The 16,455-nt window shown below is 67.6% G+C and carries 15 protein-coding genes and 1 pseudogene; 8 read left to right on the forward strand and 8 right to left on the reverse strand.

The window, feature by feature from the left end:
- Nucleotides 1–317 precede the first annotated feature (317 nt).
- A pseudogene (locus AC4ELH_RS11605) lies at nucleotides 318–764 on the forward strand (hypothetical protein); the annotation flags it as partial.
- 42 nt (nucleotides 765–806) lie between these two features.
- Here AC4ELH_RS11605 and AC4ELH_RS11610 read toward each other — a convergent pair.
- Nucleotides 807–1,496, reverse strand: a complete 690-nt coding sequence (locus AC4ELH_RS11610; protein WP_448448037.1) for a hypothetical protein — start codon at nucleotides 1,494–1,496, stop codon at nucleotides 807–809.
- Nucleotides 1,493–2,110 carry a hypothetical protein gene (locus AC4ELH_RS11615; RefSeq protein WP_448448035.1) on the reverse strand — a complete coding sequence of 206 codons (618 nt, stop codon included), beginning with the start codon at nucleotides 2,108–2,110 and terminating at the stop codon, nucleotides 1,493–1,495. The genes AC4ELH_RS11610 and AC4ELH_RS11615 overlap by 4 nt, the downstream gene beginning before the upstream one ends.
- Before the next feature lie 65 nt (nucleotides 2,111–2,175).
- Here AC4ELH_RS11615 and AC4ELH_RS11620 point away from each other — a divergent pair, with 65 nt between their 5' ends.
- Nucleotides 2,176–4,164, forward strand: coding sequence for a M13 family metallopeptidase (locus tag AC4ELH_RS11620; protein ID WP_064881133.1), 1,989 nt, complete (start codon nucleotides 2,176–2,178; stop codon nucleotides 4,162–4,164).
- Nucleotides 4,165–4,247: 83 nt separating this feature from the next.
- Here AC4ELH_RS11620 and AC4ELH_RS11625 read toward each other — a convergent pair whose 3' ends face one another.
- Together AC4ELH_RS11625 and AC4ELH_RS11630 are read right to left on the reverse strand one after the other, a co-directional pair.
- Complete coding sequence (locus AC4ELH_RS11625; RefSeq protein WP_064960786.1) at nucleotides 4,248–5,267, reverse strand: L,D-transpeptidase; 1,020 nt, start codon at nucleotides 5,265–5,267, stop codon at nucleotides 4,248–4,250.
- A gap of 142 nt (nucleotides 5,268–5,409) precedes the next feature.
- Complete coding sequence (locus AC4ELH_RS11630) at nucleotides 5,410–6,657, reverse strand: MFS transporter (RefSeq protein ID WP_064881137.1); 1,248 nt, start codon at nucleotides 6,655–6,657, stop codon at nucleotides 5,410–5,412.
- Nucleotides 6,658–6,721: 64 nt separating this feature from the next.
- On the opposite strand from AC4ELH_RS11630, the gene AC4ELH_RS11635 reads away from it, so the two are divergent.
- On the forward strand, nucleotides 6,722–7,111 hold the full coding sequence (locus tag AC4ELH_RS11635) for a PPOX class F420-dependent oxidoreductase (RefSeq protein WP_064960788.1): 390 nt from the start codon (nucleotides 6,722–6,724) through the stop codon (nucleotides 7,109–7,111).
- Between the two features lie 43 nt (nucleotides 7,112–7,154).
- On the forward strand, nucleotides 7,155–7,454 hold the full coding sequence (locus tag AC4ELH_RS11640; protein WP_055119508.1) for an MTH1187 family thiamine-binding protein: 300 nt from the start codon (nucleotides 7,155–7,157) through the stop codon (nucleotides 7,452–7,454).
- Here the strand turns inward: AC4ELH_RS11640 and AC4ELH_RS11645 are convergent.
- Together AC4ELH_RS11645 and ricR are read right to left on the reverse strand one after the other, a co-directional pair.
- The gene (locus tag AC4ELH_RS11645; protein ID WP_064881142.1) at nucleotides 7,451–7,678 is read right to left on the reverse strand and encodes a hypothetical protein; all 228 of its coding nucleotides are present in this window, start codon (nucleotides 7,676–7,678) and stop codon (nucleotides 7,451–7,453) included. The genes AC4ELH_RS11640 and AC4ELH_RS11645 overlap by 4 nt on opposite strands.
- Before the next feature lie 2 nt (nucleotides 7,679–7,680).
- The gene (gene ricR / locus AC4ELH_RS11650) at nucleotides 7,681–7,986 is read right to left on the reverse strand and encodes a copper-sensing transcriptional repressor RicR (RefSeq protein WP_064881149.1); all 306 of its coding nucleotides are present in this window, start codon (nucleotides 7,984–7,986) and stop codon (nucleotides 7,681–7,683) included.
- Between the two features lie 99 nt (nucleotides 7,987–8,085).
- Here ricR and AC4ELH_RS11655 point away from each other — a divergent pair, with 99 nt between their 5' ends.
- From AC4ELH_RS11655 to AC4ELH_RS11665, 3 genes are all read left to right on the forward strand, one after another.
- The gene (locus AC4ELH_RS11655) at nucleotides 8,086–8,550 is read left to right on the forward strand and encodes a hypothetical protein (RefSeq protein ID WP_463807010.1); all 465 of its coding nucleotides are present in this window, start codon (nucleotides 8,086–8,088) and stop codon (nucleotides 8,548–8,550) included.
- Between the two features lie 65 nt (nucleotides 8,551–8,615).
- Nucleotides 8,616–10,319 (forward strand): dihydroxy-acid dehydratase, encoded by a 1,704-nt coding sequence (gene ilvD / locus AC4ELH_RS11660; protein WP_064881144.1) that lies wholly within the window; start codon nucleotides 8,616–8,618, stop codon nucleotides 10,317–10,319.
- Between the two features lie 154 nt (nucleotides 10,320–10,473).
- Entirely contained in the window at nucleotides 10,474–11,640 is a 1,167-nt protein-coding gene (locus AC4ELH_RS11665; protein ID WP_448448024.1) for an ankyrin repeat domain-containing protein, read from the forward strand.
- Here the strand turns inward: AC4ELH_RS11665 and AC4ELH_RS11670 are convergent.
- Nucleotides 11,612–14,218, reverse strand: coding sequence for a LuxR C-terminal-related transcriptional regulator (locus AC4ELH_RS11670; protein WP_448448022.1), 2,607 nt, complete (start codon nucleotides 14,216–14,218; stop codon nucleotides 11,612–11,614). The genes AC4ELH_RS11665 and AC4ELH_RS11670 overlap by 29 nt on opposite strands.
- 177 nt (nucleotides 14,219–14,395) lie before the next feature.
- Nucleotides 14,396–14,836, reverse strand: coding sequence for an SPW repeat protein (locus AC4ELH_RS11675; protein WP_064880480.1), 441 nt, complete (start codon nucleotides 14,834–14,836; stop codon nucleotides 14,396–14,398).
- A 146-nt stretch (nucleotides 14,837–14,982) separates the two neighbouring features.
- On the opposite strand from AC4ELH_RS11675, the gene AC4ELH_RS11680 reads away from it, so the two are divergent.
- Nucleotides 14,983–16,437: a hypothetical protein gene (locus AC4ELH_RS11680; RefSeq protein WP_448448020.1), complete on the forward strand. Its 1,455-nt coding sequence runs from the start codon at nucleotides 14,983–14,985 to the stop codon at nucleotides 16,435–16,437.
- The last annotated feature ends 18 nt before the right edge of the window (nucleotides 16,438–16,455 follow it).

Consider the following 16,455-nt stretch of genomic DNA (forward strand, 5'->3'; position numbering starts at 1 on the left):
CCACGCAACGTGCCAACGCCCAGCGACCCGCGTCGACTCAACGACCCGCATCCGCTCAACGCGACGCTTCGGCTCCGCGCACGACATCACAGCGCGATACCGCGTCACGCACTTCCGGGCAACGCAGTTCGGCACAACGCTCCCAGAATGCGTCCACCCAGGTACAACGGAAACAGGAGCAACGCACTCCTGGGCACGACACCAAGGGACAACGCACACAGGGACAAGGAACGCAGACGTCACGCACACCGGTACAGCGCTCACAGCAGCCGGCACAGCCACGACCACCGCGTCAGGGCCAGGCCGCGCCGCAGCAGCGTCAGCCCGCCTTCGACGACCGGCCGGTCGAGTACTGGCCGACCGCGGCGATCCGTGCCGCCCTGGAGACCGACGACATGGCGGTCTGGCAGCGCATCGTCGCTGCGATCAAGCGTGACCCCTACGGCCGCACTGCCCGCCAGGTCGAGGAAGTGCTGCAGACCGCCCGCCCCTACGGGGTGTCCAAGGCGCTGTCGGAGGTCCTGGTGCGCACCCGTGAGCACCTGGAAGCCACCGAGCGCGCCGAGGTGGCCCACCAGATCCAGGCCATGCTTCGCCGGTCCGAACTGCAGGCACCCGAGTTCGCCTCGCGCATCGGGATATCGAACGAGTCCTTCGCCGACTATCTGGAGGGCACCACCAGTCCGCCGGCCTCGCTGCTGCTGCGCATGCAGCGCCTCTCGGACCGGTTCGCCAAGCTCTCCGCGCAGCGTCAGGCGAAGTAGCCCGGGTCGGTTGGGCCACTTCGTCTGACGGTCCGCTGGGGCTCAGCGGGAGTGCAGCGGGGTGACATTCTCGACGAGCCAACGCCCGTCGCTCTTGCTCAAGGCCACCCGCAGCGCCATGACCGCATTGTCGGTGGGTTTGCCCGGAGCACTCTGGGTTCCGCGCAGCACCACGGCCACACTGGCCACCTGCGGGCCGAGCGCCTCCACCCCGGCTGAAACGGTGGCCGCTGTGGCAGACACGTTCTTGCTCGCCAATTCCTTTGCGACATTGGCGAATTCGTTCTTGAACTGCTCAGCCTCATCCGGCGACATCATCGCCGTCGCTCGGTCGATCGAGGAGGTCGGGCTCTGCGGGCTGAACGTGGCGGTGGCCTCCGAGACGCTGCTGGCGATGCGCACCACCTCGTCACGGTCGTTGTTGAAGGTGCGGTCGGGCACCGTCCAGCGCAGGTATCCCACCGTCACCGCGGCCACCACGGCGGCGGCTGCCACGCCCGCGACTGCGAGACGCAGCCCGGGGGCATCGTCATCGGTGCCCAGTGTCACGCCGTCGCGCCGGGCCAGCACGACGTTGACGATGACGCCCTGCACGATCAGCAGGCACAGCACCGAGCACAGCGACACCCACCACAGCGGCCAGGACAGCGCCAGCCCGATGTAGAGCACCGCCGCGATGGCGGCCAGCGGGGCGGCGATATCGAACGCCAGGACGCGCAACCGGTTCCTCATCGGATCGGCTCCAACCGCGAGACCATCAGGTTGCCGTCGACGTCGGAGACGTCCAGCCGCAGGTTCCAGCGCACGGTCTGGGGCTTGTCGCTGCCGGCGTTCTCACTGACCGAGGTGGCCACCACGAGCACGGTGTCGGTGCGCGACACCATCCCGGTCAGCTCCGGCTTGGGTGCGGGCACCGGCCGACCGTCCGGGCCCGGCGGCGGGTGGTACAGCGATTCGATGGCCACCGAGTCGATCTGGCCGGTGGTGCGGGCCTGCAGCCGCTGCACCAGGTCGCGGTAGGGCTGTACGGCCGCATCGAAGTCAGCGTTGAGCTGACCGACCGTGCCCTCGCGCAGCTTCTGCATACCGGCCTCGACGGAGTCCTTGTTGATGTTGATCAGGATGTTGGTCCAGTCGGCGGCCGCCCGAAGCACCCGGGTCTGGTACGCGCGTTCGTCGGCTTCACTGCGATGTCCGGTCCACACCATCGCGGCCAGGACCACCGCGGCGACGGCGATCAGGCCCGCGACCGCCGAGGCGAAGCCGAAGCCGGTGAAGACACCGCCGGAATGATCGCCGGTACTGTCCTTGCTGACCTTGCTGTCCTTGCTCGGCGCCTCGGGCATGGCCGTGAGGGTACCGGCAGCCGAACCGTCCCAGCGCACCCGCAGCCGTCTGGAAGAATGTCGGGGTGACGGTAGAAGCGATCAAGTCGGGTATCGACCTGAGCCATGTCGACCCGCAGGCACGCCCGCAAGACGATCTGTTCGGCCACGTCAACGGCCGTTGGCTGACCGACTACGAGATACCTGCCGACCGCGCCACCGATGGCGCCTTCCGGCTCCTGCACGACCGCGCCGAGGAACAGATCCGCGATCTGATCACCCAGGCAGCAGCGTCCGGCGCCGAGCCCGGCACCGACGAGCAGCGGATCGGCGATCTGTACGCCAGCTTCATGGACGAGCAGACCATCGCCACGCGCGGCCTGGCACCGCTGCTGGCCGAGCTCGCCCTGATCGACGGCGCGGCCGACAGCAATGCGCTGGCCTCGGTGCTGGGCGGCCTGGAGCGCACCGGGGTTTCCGGTGGAGCCGGCGTATATGTGGACACCGATTCCAAGGACTCGACGCGCTACCTGCTGCACATGAGCCAGTCCGGCCTCGGGCTGCCCGACGAGTCCTACTACCGCGACGAGCAACACGCCGAGATCCTGGCGGCCTACCCCGGCCACATCGCCCGGATGTTCACGCTGGTCTACGGCGCAGACACCGCGGAGGCACAGACCGAGACCGCGGCCCGGATCGTCGCGCTCGAATCCAAACTGGCCGCGGCCCACTGGGATGTGGTCAAGCGCCGCGACGCCGACCTCACCTACAACCTGCGCACCTTCGCCGACCTGTCCGGCGACGCCCCCGGCTTCGACTGGACCGGCTGGCTCGGCGCCCTCGGCACCACCCCCGAGAAGGTCTCCGAGTTGGTGCTGCGTCAGCCCGACTACGTGACGGCGTTCGCCGCGCTGTGGGCGAGCGAGGATCTTGAGGACTGGAAGGCCTGGACCCGCTGGCGCGTCATCCATTCGCGCGCCGGCCTGCTGACCGACGACCTGGTGGCCGAGAACTTCGATTTCTACGGCCGCACCCTCAGCGGCACCGAGCAGAACCGCGACCGGTGGAAGCGCGGCGTCTCTCTGGTGGAGGGCCTGATGGGCGATGCGCTGGGCAAGCTCTACGTCCAGCAGTACTTCCCGCCGGAGGCCAAGGCCCGGATGGACGAGCTGGTGGCCAACCTGCGCGAGGCCTACCGGGTCAGCATCAACGAGTTGGACTGGATGACGCCGGAGACCAGGGCCAAGGCGCTGGTGAAGCTCGACAAGTTCACCCCCAAGATCGGGTATCCGGCCCGCTGGCGCGACTACTCGGCGCTGGTGGTCGAGCGCGACGACCTGTACGGCAACTACCGCCGGGGCCACGTGGTGAACTCCGACCGCGAACTGGCCAAGCTGGGTGGGCCGGTGGACCGCGACGAGTGGTTCATGACGCCGCAGACGGTCAACGCCTACTACAACCCGGGAATGAACGAAATCGTCTTTCCCGCAGCCATTCTGCAGCCGCCGTTCTTCGACGCCGAGGCCGACGACGCCGCCAACTACGGCGGGATCGGCGCGGTCATCGGGCACGAGATCGGCCACGGTTTCGACGACCAGGGCGCCAAGTACGACGGTGACGGCAACCTGGTGGACTGGTGGACCGATGCCGATCGCGCCGAATTCGGGGTCCGCACAAAGGCTTTGATCGACCAGTACGAGCAGTTCACGCCGCGCGGACTCGATGGCTCGCACCATGTGAACGGCGCGTTCACCGTCGGGGAGAACATCGGCGACCTCGGCGGGCTGTCCATCGCGCTGCTGGCCTACCAGCTGTCACTGAAGGGCCAGGAGGCCCCGGTGATCGACGGACTCACCGGCGTGCAGCGCGTCTACTTCGGCTGGGCACAGGTGTGGCGGACCAAATCTCGTGACGCCGAGGCGATCCGGCGCCTGGCCGTGGATCCTCACTCACCGCCGGAGTTCCGCTGCAACGGCGTCATTCGCAACATCGACTCCTTCTACGAGGAATTCGACGTGGCCGACTCCGACGAGCTGTACCTCGAGCCGGACCAGCGGGTCCGGATCTGGAACTGACGTACCCGCGAGCAGACGCAAAACTGCCCCTTTTCAATTTCAATTGAAAAGGGGCAGTTTTGTGTCTGCTCGGCAGGCAGGTGTTAGAACATCTGCCAGTCGGAGGCACCGTCAGGCGTGTTGTACCAGCCGCCACCGGTGTTCTTGATCACGACCGGGTCGCCGCTGCCGAAGTTGTCGTAGAACCACTTGGCGTTCTCGGCGCTGAGGTTGATGCAACCGTGGCTGACGTTGCTCCGGCCCTGCTGGGCGACCGACCACGGCGCGCTGTGCACGAAGACGCCGCTGTTGTCGATGCGGACAGCGTCCTTCACCTTGAGCTTGTAGCCCTCCTTGGAGTCCACCGGCACACCGTAGGTGGATGAGTCCATGACGATGTCAGGGAACTTCTCCAGCACGTAGTAGGTGCCGTTCTTGGTCTCATGCTTGCCGTCGGGCTTGCCCATCGACACCGGGAAGGTCTTCTCCAGCTTCCCGTTGCGCATGATCTCCATCTGGTGGGCCTTGTCGTCGACCGTCGCCACCAGGTAGTCGCCGACCCGGAAGCTCGACTTGGTGCCGGCCGCGTCGATGTTCACCACGGTGTTGGACGGCCAGAAGTCCTGCGGGCGCCAACGCAGCTGGGTGTCGGTGACCCAGTAGAAGCGGCCTGCCACCGGCGGGTTCGAGGTGATCCGAATGGCGTCCTGGGCCATCTGCCGGTTGGCGATCGGCCGTTGGAAGTTGATGTAGATGGGCTTGGCGACGCCGACCATCGACCCGTTGACCGGGTTGAACGACGGCGGCAGGAACGGTGCTTCGCCGGTGAACGGCTCGGAGCTCTGCCCGGGCGCGTTGCCCTCGGTGAACGGGACGGTCGGGGAGCCGTAGTTGACGATCGGCGCGGGCGTCGACGGAGCGCCCGGAGCGACGGCGGCCGGGTCGGCCGGGTCGGCAGGCAGCGGCGGGATGTACGCGCCGGGCGGGGGGCCCGGAACAGCAGGGTCGACGGGCGCCGGCGGCGCCTCGGGGTCTGCGTATGCGGACGGGCTGAGCACCAGCCCACCGAACAGCCCCGCAGCCATGAAAGCAGTGATCAGTCGACGTTTTGCCGATTTCGGCATGAGTAACCTCCAGACAGCACAACTCGCTCCAGTCTCTCACAGCACCATGACCAGCTACCGCCGCGAGAAGGTGCCATCCCCCGACAGCGACCGGCTGCACGGCGCTGAACTGCGGTGTTTATCGAGTGTGAGCGTGCTCGCGTTACTTCTCCGTGGTGGGGCAGGAAACTACGAATACGCCGCGGGACGACGCGACGCCACACATCGAAACGATGATCAGGGCCGCAGCCGCGGCCACTGTCGGCGCCGCTCCGCCGTGGTCATAGATCCCGCCGCCGATCAGCGCACCGCCCATGATGCCGATCTGGAAGGCGGCGACATACAGGCCGGAGGCTCGGTCGGGGTCCTCCGGAGAGGTCCGCATCGCCGAGGCCTGCAGCATCGGCGGCAACGCTGTGGAGGCGGCGCCCCAGGCCACGATGGCCAGCGCGCCGAGCACCAGAGCCACCCGACCGGGGTCGTGCTCGACGGCCAGTACCGACAGCGTCAGCAGCGCGGCGGCCAGCACCGTGAGGCACCCCAGCACCGACGCCTTCGGCCACAGGTCCAACGGCCGGGCCATTGCGGCCATCCCGGCCAGACCCGCGACCCCGAACGCCGCGAGCAGCCAGGCCAGATGTGGGCCGTGGATCCCGACCACGTCGCGGATGATCACCACGATGAAGGTGAAGGCGATGAAGTGCCCGGTGACACCGATCATCGTCACGGTGGACAGGATGAGCAGACGCCGGTTTCGTCGACGTCCCTGCCCCGCCCCACCGACCGCGGTCGAGCCGGCCCCGGGCGCGAGCGGTGGCAGCGTCGTCCATGCGGCCAGCGCCACCACCGCCGCAGCCACGGCGATCACCACCACGGCAAGCCGCCAGCCCCACATTTCGCTCATCGCCGCGGCGAGTGGGTTGCCCACGACCAGGGCCAGACCGGTGCCGACATAGACCGCCGCGGTGGCCCGGCCGGCGTGACTGGCCGGGACCAACCGGGCGCCGATCGGCGCGATCACCGACCACATCAGTCCATGGGCCAGCGCGCACAGCACCCGCCCACCGGCCAGCACCGCGAAGTTCGGGGCGAGCGCCGAGATCACCTGCGAGACGGTCAGGCACACCAGGGTGGCGACCAAGGTCCGGCGTCGCGGCCAGCGTGCCGTCAGCCGGACCAGCGCGACCGTGGTGAGTGCGGCGACCAGGGCGTAACTGGCCATCAGTGTGGCGACCAGGCCCTCACTGACCCGGAGGTCGGTGGCGATCGCCGGCAGGGCACCGACCGGGAGCATCTCGGCGGTGACGTAGATGAACGCCGCCGCTGCGAGAACGGCGAGTTGCGTGGCAACACGCGGTGTCCACGGGCTGGTGTGGGCGGAAAGCGATTCGCCGGTGACGCTGAAGGTCATTCTGGGATGCCACGGTAGTGCCATAACGTTGCCGTGCGTGGTTGCCGACCCGAGAGGATCCACAGTGGTTGCAGTGCCCGATGGATATGAAGACCTGTTGACGAGGCCGTTGTTCGGCCATCTGGCCACCACCAGGCCCGATGGCACCGTGCAGGTCAATCCGATGTGGTTCGAGTGGGATGGCACGCACCTGCGCTTCACCCACACCACCAAGCGCCAGAAGTACCGCAACGTGACGGCGCATCCCGAGGTGGCCATGTCGATCCACGATCCGGACAACCCGTACCGCTACCTGGAGGTGCGCGGCGTGGTGGACGAGATCGTGCCCGACCCGACGGCGGCGTTCTTCCTGGCCCTCAACGACCGCTACAGCGGATCACTGAACGAGGTGCCACCCGACGCCGCGGACCGGGTGATCCTGGCGGTCCGCCCGACGCTGTTCAGCAAGCACTGATCAGAGTTCGACCGGTGTCGTGAGTCCGCGCACAATCGACACTGTGATTGTCGCGTTCAGCATCAGCCCCGCCGGCGGGGACGAGTCCGGAAGTGTCAGCGCCGCGGTGGCCGAGGCCGTGCGGGTGGTGCGGGCCTCAGGCCTGCCCAACGAGACCAACGCCATGTTCACGAACGTCGAAGGTGAATGGGACGAGGTGATGGCCGTGGTGAAACAGGCCGTGGAGGTCGTCGCGGCGGTGTCCCCGCGGGTCAGCCTGGTGTTGAAGGCCGACATCCGGCCCGGATACACCGGGCAGCTCACTGCGAAGGTCGAGCGGATCGAGCAGGCGCTGGGCGGCTAGCGCGGTTCCCGGTTGCCGTCGAACGGCTCCTCGGCCACGATCTGGACGTTGTCCTCGATCGGCGGGGTCCAGTTACCTGCCATCGGCGCTCCGTATCGCGCCGCGTACGCCTCGCTCAGGTCGACCAGGTCCGGATCCTTGCGCCACCGCCGGATGCCCGTGACGACGATGAACACCACTGCCGCCACGATGAAGGCGACGAGTGCGAGCTTGAGGATCAGCACGGTCAGGAGCGCACCAGGCGAGCGATGGCAGCCGATGCCTCGGCCAGCTTGGCCTCTGCCTGGTCACCGCCCTCAGAGACCGCCTGCGTCACACAATGCCCGAGGTGCTCGTCGAGCAGACCCAGGGCCACGGATTGCAGAGCGCTGTTGACGGCGCTGATCTGGGTGAGCACGTCGATGCAGTACTTGTCCTCGTCGATCATCTTGGCGATGCCCCGGACCTGGCCTTCGATCCGGCGCAGCCGCTTGGCGTAGTTCTCCTTCTGCGCCGAGTAGCCATGTGCGCCCGAGCCGTCAGCCACGTCCATGAACCCCATCATACCGGTACCCCACCGGGGTATGCACGTCCGTTTGGCCGGGAGAAATGCCGCAAAACAACCCGGCGCTCGGCCGATACGCTGACTCCGATGACGATGCCACCCTGGCCTGGGCCCCACGGCCAGCCGCCGGTGTATCCCGCACCGGGGTACCCGCCCGTCCAGCCGGCCCCATATCCCGTGGCCCCGGCTGCCCGCCGGAAATCTGCGGTCGGCACCACGGTCACCGTGGTCAGCGTGGTTCTCGCCGTGGCGCTGTGGATCGTCGCGGTGCTCGGTGCGGCCGCCGCCGCATGGCTGTCGTTGTTCTTCGCGATGTCGACCGATACCTGCCACGCCACCTGCGGCCCGACCCCGTATGACGATCAGGTCTATCCGACGATCTTCGGCTGGATCGGCGGCGGCCTGCTCGCCGGATTCGCCGGCAGCATCGTCATGGTCTTCTTCACCCGCCGCTGGCTGTGGGTGTGGCCGTTGGTGTCGATCGTGTGCACCGTGATCGGGTTCCTCATGGGGCTCGACCTGACCGTCAAGGCCACCGAGTGGACCGGCTGACCTGCGCCGCTCGGGCACGCTAAAGAATTTGGGCGGCTAACTAACCCGGGGGCATACTTACCTGCATGTCTTCCTCCGACCAGCCCGACATCAAGCCCCGCAGCCGCGACGTCACCGACGGCCTGGAGAAGGCCGCAGCCCGCGGAATGCTCCGCGCGGTAGGGATGGGCGACGACGACTGGGTCAAGCCGCAGATCGGCGTCGGCTCGTCGTGGAACGAGATCACCCCGTGCAACATGTCGCTGCAGCGGCTCGCTCAGGACGTCAAGGCCGGTGTGCACGAGGCCGGCGGCTACCCGCTGGAGTTCGGCACCATCTCGGTGTCCGACGGCATCTCGATGGGCCACGAGGGGATGCACTTCTCGCTGGTCTCCCGTGAGGTGATCGCCGACAGCGTCGAGACCGTGATGCAGGCCGAGCGCCTTGACGGTTCCGTGCTGCTCGCCGGCTGCGACAAGTCGATCCCGGGCATGCTGATGGCCGCGGCCCGCCTGGATCTGGCCTCGGTGTTCTTCTACAACGGCTCGATCATGCCGGGTGTCGCCAAGCTCACCGACGGCACCGAGAAGGAAGTCACCATCATCGACGCCTTCGAGGCCGTCGGGGCGTGCGTGCGCGGGCTGATGTCGCGGGAGGACGTCGACATCATCGAGCGCGCCATCTGCCCGGGCGAGGGCGCCTGTGGCGGCATGTACACCGCGAACACCATGGCGTCGGCAGCCGAGGCGCTCGGAATGTCGTTGCCGGGCAGCGCATCTCCGGTGGCCGTGGACAAGCGGCGCGGCGAGTTCGCCCGTAAGTCGGGTGAGGCCGTAGTCGAGATGCTGCGCCGCGGCATCACCGCGCGCGACATCCTGACCAAGGAAGCCTTCGAGAACGCCATCGCGGTCGTGATGGCGTTCGGCGGGTCCACCAACGCGGTGCTGCACCTGCTGGCGATCGCACGTGAGGCCGAGGTGGAGCTGACCCTGGCCGACTTCACCCGCATCGGCAACAAGGTGCCGCACCTGGCCGACGTGAAACCCTTTGGCCGCCACGTGATGAAGGACGTCGACGAGATCGGCGGCGTCCCGGTGGTCATGCGCGCACTGCTGGATGCCGGTCTGCTGCACGGCGACTGCCTGACCGTGACGGGTAAGACCATGGCCGAGAACCTGGCCCACATCGCGCCGCCGGACCCCGACGGCAAGGTGTTGCGCGCGATGAACAACCCGATCCACCCGACCGGCGGCATCACGATCCTGCACGGATCGCTCGCCCCAGAGGGTGCCGTCGTGAAGTCCGCAGGGTTTGAATCCGACGTTTTCGAGGGCACCGCAAGGGTTTTCGAGCGCGAGCGGGCTGCGCTGGACGCGCTCGAGGACGGCACCATCACTCACGGCGACGTCGTGGTCATCCGCTACGAGGGCCCCAAGGGCGGCCCGGGTATGCGCGAGATGCTGGCCATCACCGGCGCGATCAAGGGCGCCGGGCTGGGCAAGGACGTGCTGCTGATGACCGATGGCCGGTTCTCCGGCGGGACGACCGGCCTGTGTGTCGGGCACATCGCTCCGGAGGCCGTCGACGGTGGGCCGATCGCGTTCGTCCGCGACGGTGACCGGATCCGGCTCGACGTCGCCAACGGCACACTCGACATCCTGGTCGACGAGGCCGAACTCGCCGGCCGCAAGGACGGCTGGCAGCCGCTTCCCCCGACCTACACCACCGGCGTCCTGGCGAAGTACACCAAGTTGGTCCAGTCCGCCGCCGTCGGCGCCGTCTGCACCTAGGCCCCGGCAAAGCTCAGTGGTAGCGTGACGTCGGGCGTGCAGGAACGCCCGACGTCCGCTCGAAGAGGCCAAGCCTCCCTGCTCGTTGAGTTGCTCTGTGACCGACCTCTTCTCAGCCCGATTCGCGGACGCGGGCGTCTGAGAGGAGGCCGTCATGGCCAGCCGTCTGCCGAGCAACCCCTCGATCGAGCACCTCCGCGATGAAGCCCGCAGGCTGCAGCGCGCGAATCGCGTCCCGCTGCACCAGGCGCAGCTGACCGTCGCCCGCGCCTACGGTTTCAGCAGCTGGCCCAGACTCGTGCACTATCTTCGTGACGCGGCCGAGCTCAGCATCGACCCAGGCGCGCTCGACGAGGACAACCTCGACACCGCCGATCGCTTCTGTTCGTGGGCATCATTGCGCTACAACGAAACCGATGCTCCGCCCCAGTGGCAGGCCGCCGCGAAGCTGCTCGGCTCCGAGCGGAATCTGGTCGACGAACACATCTGGGCTGCCGCTTCGGCTGCGGATCCGGCCGCGCTGGCACAGCATCTGACGAACCGCCCGGCGCTCGCGAACACCAGCGGCGGACCGTTCGGCTGGGTTCCGTTGATGTACCTGTGCTATTCGCGGGTTCCGTTGGGCCGCAGCGCCGATGACGTCATCACCAGCGCGACACTGCTGCTCGACGCCGGCGCCGATCCGAATGCCGGGTACCTCTGGTGCGGGATGTCGACGCCCTTCACGGTGCTCACGGGTGTGTTCGGCGAGGGGGAACAGGGTCCGCGTCGTCAACCCCGGCATCGCTTCGCACCCGAGCTGGCCACGCTTCTGCTCGATCGCGGCGCACATCCGGCCGACCAACAGACGCTGTACAACCGGATGTTCCGCGCCGACGATTCCCATCTGGAACTGTTGTTCGCCCGCGGCCTGGCCGAGGCCGGACCGAGCCCGTGGGAGCTGAGGCTCGGTGAGGCCATGGAAACGCGTGCCGAGATGTGGAGCCGCCAGATCGGCTGGGCCGCCGAGCATGGCTTCACCGGCCGGCTCGACCTGCTGGCCCGGCACGGTATCGACGTATCCGGGGTGCGCGTCGTCGTCCCGGTGTTCCCCCACGATCCGAACATTTTCGACGACGACGGCGCGACGCCCCTGCACCAGGCCGCCTGGTCCGGTGATCTCGAACTGATCCGACGACTCCTCGACGCCGGCGCCGACGCGACCATCACCGACCGCAGATTCGGCTCCACACCACTGGATTGGGCCGAGCATGCCTACCAGACCGAAGCGGCAGATCTACTCAGAGGCGTCGTCACAGCCCCTTCGGACCCCGCCGGATGATCGCGGCGAGTTCCTCGCGTGAACTGACGCCCACCCGCTGACAGGCCCGGTACAGATGGCCTTCGACGCTGCGCACCGACATGACCAGCCGTCCGGCGATCTGCTTGTTGCTCAGCCCTGCGACGACGAGTTCGACGATCTCGCGCTGCCTTCCGGTCAGCGGCTGTCCGGCCGGGTTGCGCAGCGCCGGGGTGCACAGCCCGCCGCATTCGTCGGCGCCCTCCTGGGCCAACGCGGCGGCGTAGGCACTGCGCTTGCCCTGCCCGTGGCGGCCGAACGCGACCGCGGCCTGCGCCATCGCGTCGGCGGCGGTGGCCCGGTCACCGAGAGCCCGGTATTCCTTTGCGGCGGTGAGCAATCCGGTACCGTCATCGGCTGCCAGTGCCTCGATATGACCGGCCACCGTTTGGGCGAGCGGCAGTTTCAACATGTCAGCCAGCTCGCGTGCGCGCGCCGCACCGGTGGTGTCGCCCCACTGGGCGGCCGTCTGCAGACACAGCAGTTCATGGGTCGGCTGCTCGCGTTGCCCGGCATCGCGTCCCGCTGCGCGGACCACATCGATGGCATCGGTCAGCGCACCGCCGGCCGCCAACGTCCACCCGGTGGCCACCGACATCGCGGTGTTCATGAAGACGTAGTCGTCGGGCACCCGCCGCTCGGCGCAGGCCAGCGCCTCCTCGGCCGCGGCGGTCTGGCCGAGCTTGGCGTGCGCCTCGGCCAGCGAGAAACAGCTGGCAACCCGCAAACCCGTGGTGATCTCGTGTGTCTCGGCACCGGCGTAAGCCTCGTGCAGATGTTTGACGGCGGCACCGAGATCGGCGCGCACCAGTTCGGCGTGGCCCAGCAGGTGGGCGAGGTTGGCGTACACCAAGCCGGGCATGTCACGCGCCGATTCGTCGAGCCGGGCCGCCATCGCCGTGATGCTGTCGATACCGCCGGTCAACCGGCAGGCACGGGCGTGGACTGCGCCGAGCCAGAACCGCATGGGCGACGATTCGAACGACGAGGTGGCCCGTTCGATGGCCTGCTCCGCGACGTCGTTGATCTCTTCGACATGTCCGAGCGCGCCGAACGCCATCATCAAGGCAATCGAGGCCATCATCGCGTGTAGATCGGGAAGTCCGTCCGATTCCAGGGCGGTCCTGGCATTCTTCTCCGCGCTCACACAGTGGCCGAGCACGGCATCGACACAGGCCTGCATGGCCAGCCGTTCCATCCGTTGCTCATCGGATTCTACTGTGCCGGAAAGCTTTTCCAATATGTCACCGGCATCGCGCGGTCTGCTGAGTAGCCACGCCAGGTTGGCCGCCCGCACCGTCGCCCAGTGGTGGCTGTCCGGACGGCCGTCGGCGCTGATGTCCCGCAGTACGGCCTCGGCCTCCTCACCCCGGCTCAGCAGGATCAGCGTCATGGCCCGCATGGGCGCCGCCTCCGGTGCACCGCATTCGGCTGCGGCAGCGGCGAATCGGTCGGCGGCATCAGGGTCGAGCAGGACGGCAGCGCAGCGGGCGGCCGTGAGGTAGAGCTCCGGATCCGGCGGCAGGTCGGAGTGCAGGGCCAGCAACGCGCGGCGGACCGTCGCCCGCATATCTCCGTCGGCCTCCGACTCCAGCCGCCGCGCGAGTTTCCCCCGGATCCTCGACAGGTGCATCTCCCCGGCTGTCGCCCTGCGCAATTCGCCGTACAACGGATGCGCGAGGGTCGCCACCAGTCCGCGCCCGGAGCGGTCGACCCTGACCAGATGCATCTGTTCTGCGGCTTCCAGGTCGGCGGGCTCCACGAGATCGCCCAGAACGTCGACGCTCAGTGGCTCGCACTGTGACAGCGTGTCGAGCACCAACGCCATGCCGGGCTCGAGTCCACCGAGGCGACGCCCGACCATGTCGGTGATGCTCTGGGAGACGGCCACATCGCCGTCCCACATCCACACCCCGGCGGACTTGCGCATCCGCCCGGCGGCGATCTGGTCCTTCACCAGCTGCAGCAGGTACAGCGCGTTGCCTCCGGTCAGTTTCCAGAACCGGCGCGTGCTGCGGCTGTCCACCGGGCCGGCGACCGCCGACTCGATCAGCGTGGCTGCCGCCGCGGCGGACAGCGGTTCGAGGTCGATCCGGTCGAGCAGGCTGTCCTTCCACAGGGCGGTCACCGCGTCGGGTTCCGGGCCACCGGAACGCGCGGTGACGACGAGCCGTACTCCCTGGGTCTGCGCCAGTTGATGGACGACGTGCGCGGACAACGGATCGAGCAGGTGCGCATCGTCGACGCCGATGACCACCTTGCCCATGCGCTGGTGAGCGACGAAGGAATCGATCACGCGCCGCACGTCGGGCAACGGATCGCACATGCTCTGGCTGATCGATCCGGTGAACGCACCGAGCGGGATGGCACGTGCGGATTCGGTCCCGACGAACCAACTGGTCCGGTGTCCGGACGCCGCCGCGTGGCTGAGGGCCTCCCGGGCCAACCGGGTCTTGCCGACCCCGGCACTGCCGACGATCACCACACCGTGATGGGTTCCCGGCCCACCAAGGGAGCGACGGATCGTCGCCAGTTCTTCTTCCCGCCCCGCCAGCTTCATCTCAGCAGTTCGTACCCGCTATCGCCGTAATCGGAAGTCCCGCGATTGCCCACGATATGGCGTCAAACCCGCCCGCGGGTAGCAAATTGACGCATCTTCGGATACCGGGGCGTGGCCCGGGCGCACAGAGTCCCCACCAGCCGGGGCCCGGCTGGTCACTCTTGGTGCGCCTACTGGTTAGGCGTGCCGCGCTTCGGAATTGCGCACCTGCATCCCGAAATACATCGCGGTGAACCCCAGCATCATCACCAGCGCGCCGCTGATCACGTGCGACCAGATCATGCCGGCGCTCGGTCCACTGACAAACACCCACGGCGAGATGATCAGCCACACCCCGAATATCGGCAGTGTCCAGGTCATGCCGTGCGCGCGATCCAGCGCGAAGCTGAAACACATTGACAGGAACGCGATCGCCCCTCCGACGATCAGGTCGTTGACCGTCAGCCGGTTGAAGGCGTCGTAGCCGACGATCCACGGGGACAGCGCGACGTACATCGCTGTCAGCAACGTCAGGCCGAAGGTGACCTGCGCGGCCATCGACTCTGCGACCCGGTCATAGCCGGCGCGAAGGGCCAGAATGTCCGGATGTAGGTCGATTGATGAATGGACTGTACTCATTTCTTGTCCTTTCCGTTACACGGCAAGGTGTTTGGGCCCTACCGCCCCCATCCATCGCTTTCCAGGTTACGCCGCGACGGGCAAGATCGCGGCGCGTTCCGGAGGCTCGCAAGAGCCGCAGGCCCGCGCCAAGTAAGGTGTTCTCAATGCGTTGGCGCAGCAACGCCCGAACGGGTCAACCCACCGGCCCTCGTCAGCAACTCGGCTGGTTCGCAACGCTCTTCGCGATGGCCTTGGTCTTCCACTACTCCGACAGTCAGCCGCTGGCGGTGGTTCCGGCATTGCTGGCCGCCCTGCCCGCCCTGATATTTCCCGGCTCGGTGGCCGCCGCCGGTCTGGCCGTCGCCGCCGGCGCAACGGTGGCCGTGCGGAGCCTGCCTGCGGCGTCGAACCATCTGGTGCTGAGCCTGCTGGTCGCCGTGGCACTCGGCACCGCGGCCGTGTGGGCATGTGCGGTCCGGAACCGGGCCGGTGAACCGGACAGTTTCGTCGAACGCTGGCTGGATGCCGCGCGGAGCCCGGTTGGCCTCGTGTTGCTCGTAGTCTACCTGTTCACGGTCTTCGACAAGTTGAACAGCGCGTACTTCACCCCGGCGACCTCGTGTGGCAGCGAGCTGTTCGGCCAGCTCATCTGGATGAACGGTTTCGACGATGTGACACCGAGCCAGGGTGTCGGTGAGGTCGTCGGCATCGCCGCGGTGGTTACCGAGGCCGCGATTCTCGGGTTGCTGGCGGTGCCGCGGCTGCGTTTCTGGGGCGTGCTGCTTGGGGTGAGCTTCCACTCGATACTGGCGATGACGTCGTTCTACGACTTCGCCACGGTCGTGTTCGCGGTGTACGTACTGCTGGTTCCGACCGAGGTGTTCGCGACCCTGGCCGTCCGCGCTTCCGCGCTGCGGGGCGTGGCGCTCACCGGTTTTGCGGTTCACGTGCTGCTGAGTGTGGTGTCGAGTTCGGCCGACTCGCCGACGAGCCCGGTCGGACTGCCCTGGCACACCCTGCTGGTGCTCACCTGGTTCGTCGCGGTGGTGCCGTTCATGGTCGCGCTGCTGCGCGCGTACCACTCCGCGCAGGCGGCAGGTGTCCGTCCACCGAACTGGAGCTTTCGCCCCGTGGTGCTGCTCCTCGCCCCACTGCTGGCTCTCGCCAATGGGTTGACGTCGTATGTGGGGCTCAAGACCGTGTCGAACTACTCGATGTTTTCCAACCTGCGCACCGAGGAAGGCGTCACCAATCATCTGGTGCCTGGCGTCACCGCACTCCAGCTGGCCGACTATCAGCGCGACACCGTCACCGTGGTCGGGATGGATATTCCGCAGCAGTCGGAGGACCTGACATACCTTCGCCGACAGCTGCGTTGGATGTCGGAAGATCCCCCGGTCCGCATTCCCTGGCTCGAGCTGCGGCGCAGTGTGATGCTGTGGCAGGAGGCGGGCATCAGTGGCATCCGAATCGCCTATCTTCGCGACGGACCACTGCGCGTCGTGGACGACGCCACGAAAGATCCTGTTCTCGCGGCACCATTGCCGTGGTGGCAACGGCATCTGCTTGCTTTCCGCCCCGTCGACTCGGGTTGGGGCGCCGACGTCTGCCGCTGGTAGCTCTGGCACCGCGACCGT

This window comes from Mycobacterium shunyiense, assembly GCF_058270075.1.

Excerpts from the sequence above, each read along its gene's own strand:
- AC4ELH_RS11610 (WP_448448037.1), bottom strand. The coding sequence starts at position 1,496 with ATGAGGAACCGGTTGCGCGTCCTGGCGTTCGATATCGCCGCCCCGCTG.
- AC4ELH_RS11615 (WP_448448035.1), bottom strand. The coding sequence starts at position 2,110 with ATGCCCGAGGCGCCGAGCAAGGACAGCAAGGTCAGCAAGGACAGTACC.
- AC4ELH_RS11625 (WP_064960786.1), bottom strand. The coding sequence starts at position 5,267 with ATGCCGAAATCGGCAAAACGTCGACTGATCACTGCTTTCATGGCTGCG.
- AC4ELH_RS11630 (WP_064881137.1), bottom strand. The coding sequence starts at position 6,657 with ATGACCTTCAGCGTCACCGGCGAATCGCTTTCCGCCCACACCAGCCCG.
- ricR (WP_064881149.1), bottom strand. The coding sequence starts at position 7,986 with ATGGACGTGGCTGACGGCTCGGGCGCACATGGCTACTCGGCGCAGAAG.
- AC4ELH_RS11655 (WP_463807010.1), top strand. The coding sequence starts at position 8,086 with ATGACGATGCCACCCTGGCCTGGGCCCCACGGCCAGCCGCCGGTGTAT.
- ilvD (WP_064881144.1), top strand. The coding sequence starts at position 8,616 with ATGTCTTCCTCCGACCAGCCCGACATCAAGCCCCGCAGCCGCGACGTC.
- AC4ELH_RS11665 (WP_448448024.1), top strand. The coding sequence starts at position 10,474 with ATGGCCAGCCGTCTGCCGAGCAACCCCTCGATCGAGCACCTCCGCGAT.
- AC4ELH_RS11670 (WP_448448022.1), bottom strand. The coding sequence starts at position 14,218 with ATGAAGCTGGCGGGGCGGGAAGAAGAACTGGCGACGATCCGTCGCTCC.
- AC4ELH_RS11675 (WP_064880480.1), bottom strand. The coding sequence starts at position 14,836 with ATGAGTACAGTCCATTCATCAATCGACCTACATCCGGACATTCTGGCC.
- AC4ELH_RS11680 (WP_448448020.1), top strand. The coding sequence starts at position 14,983 with ATGCGTTGGCGCAGCAACGCCCGAACGGGTCAACCCACCGGCCCTCGT.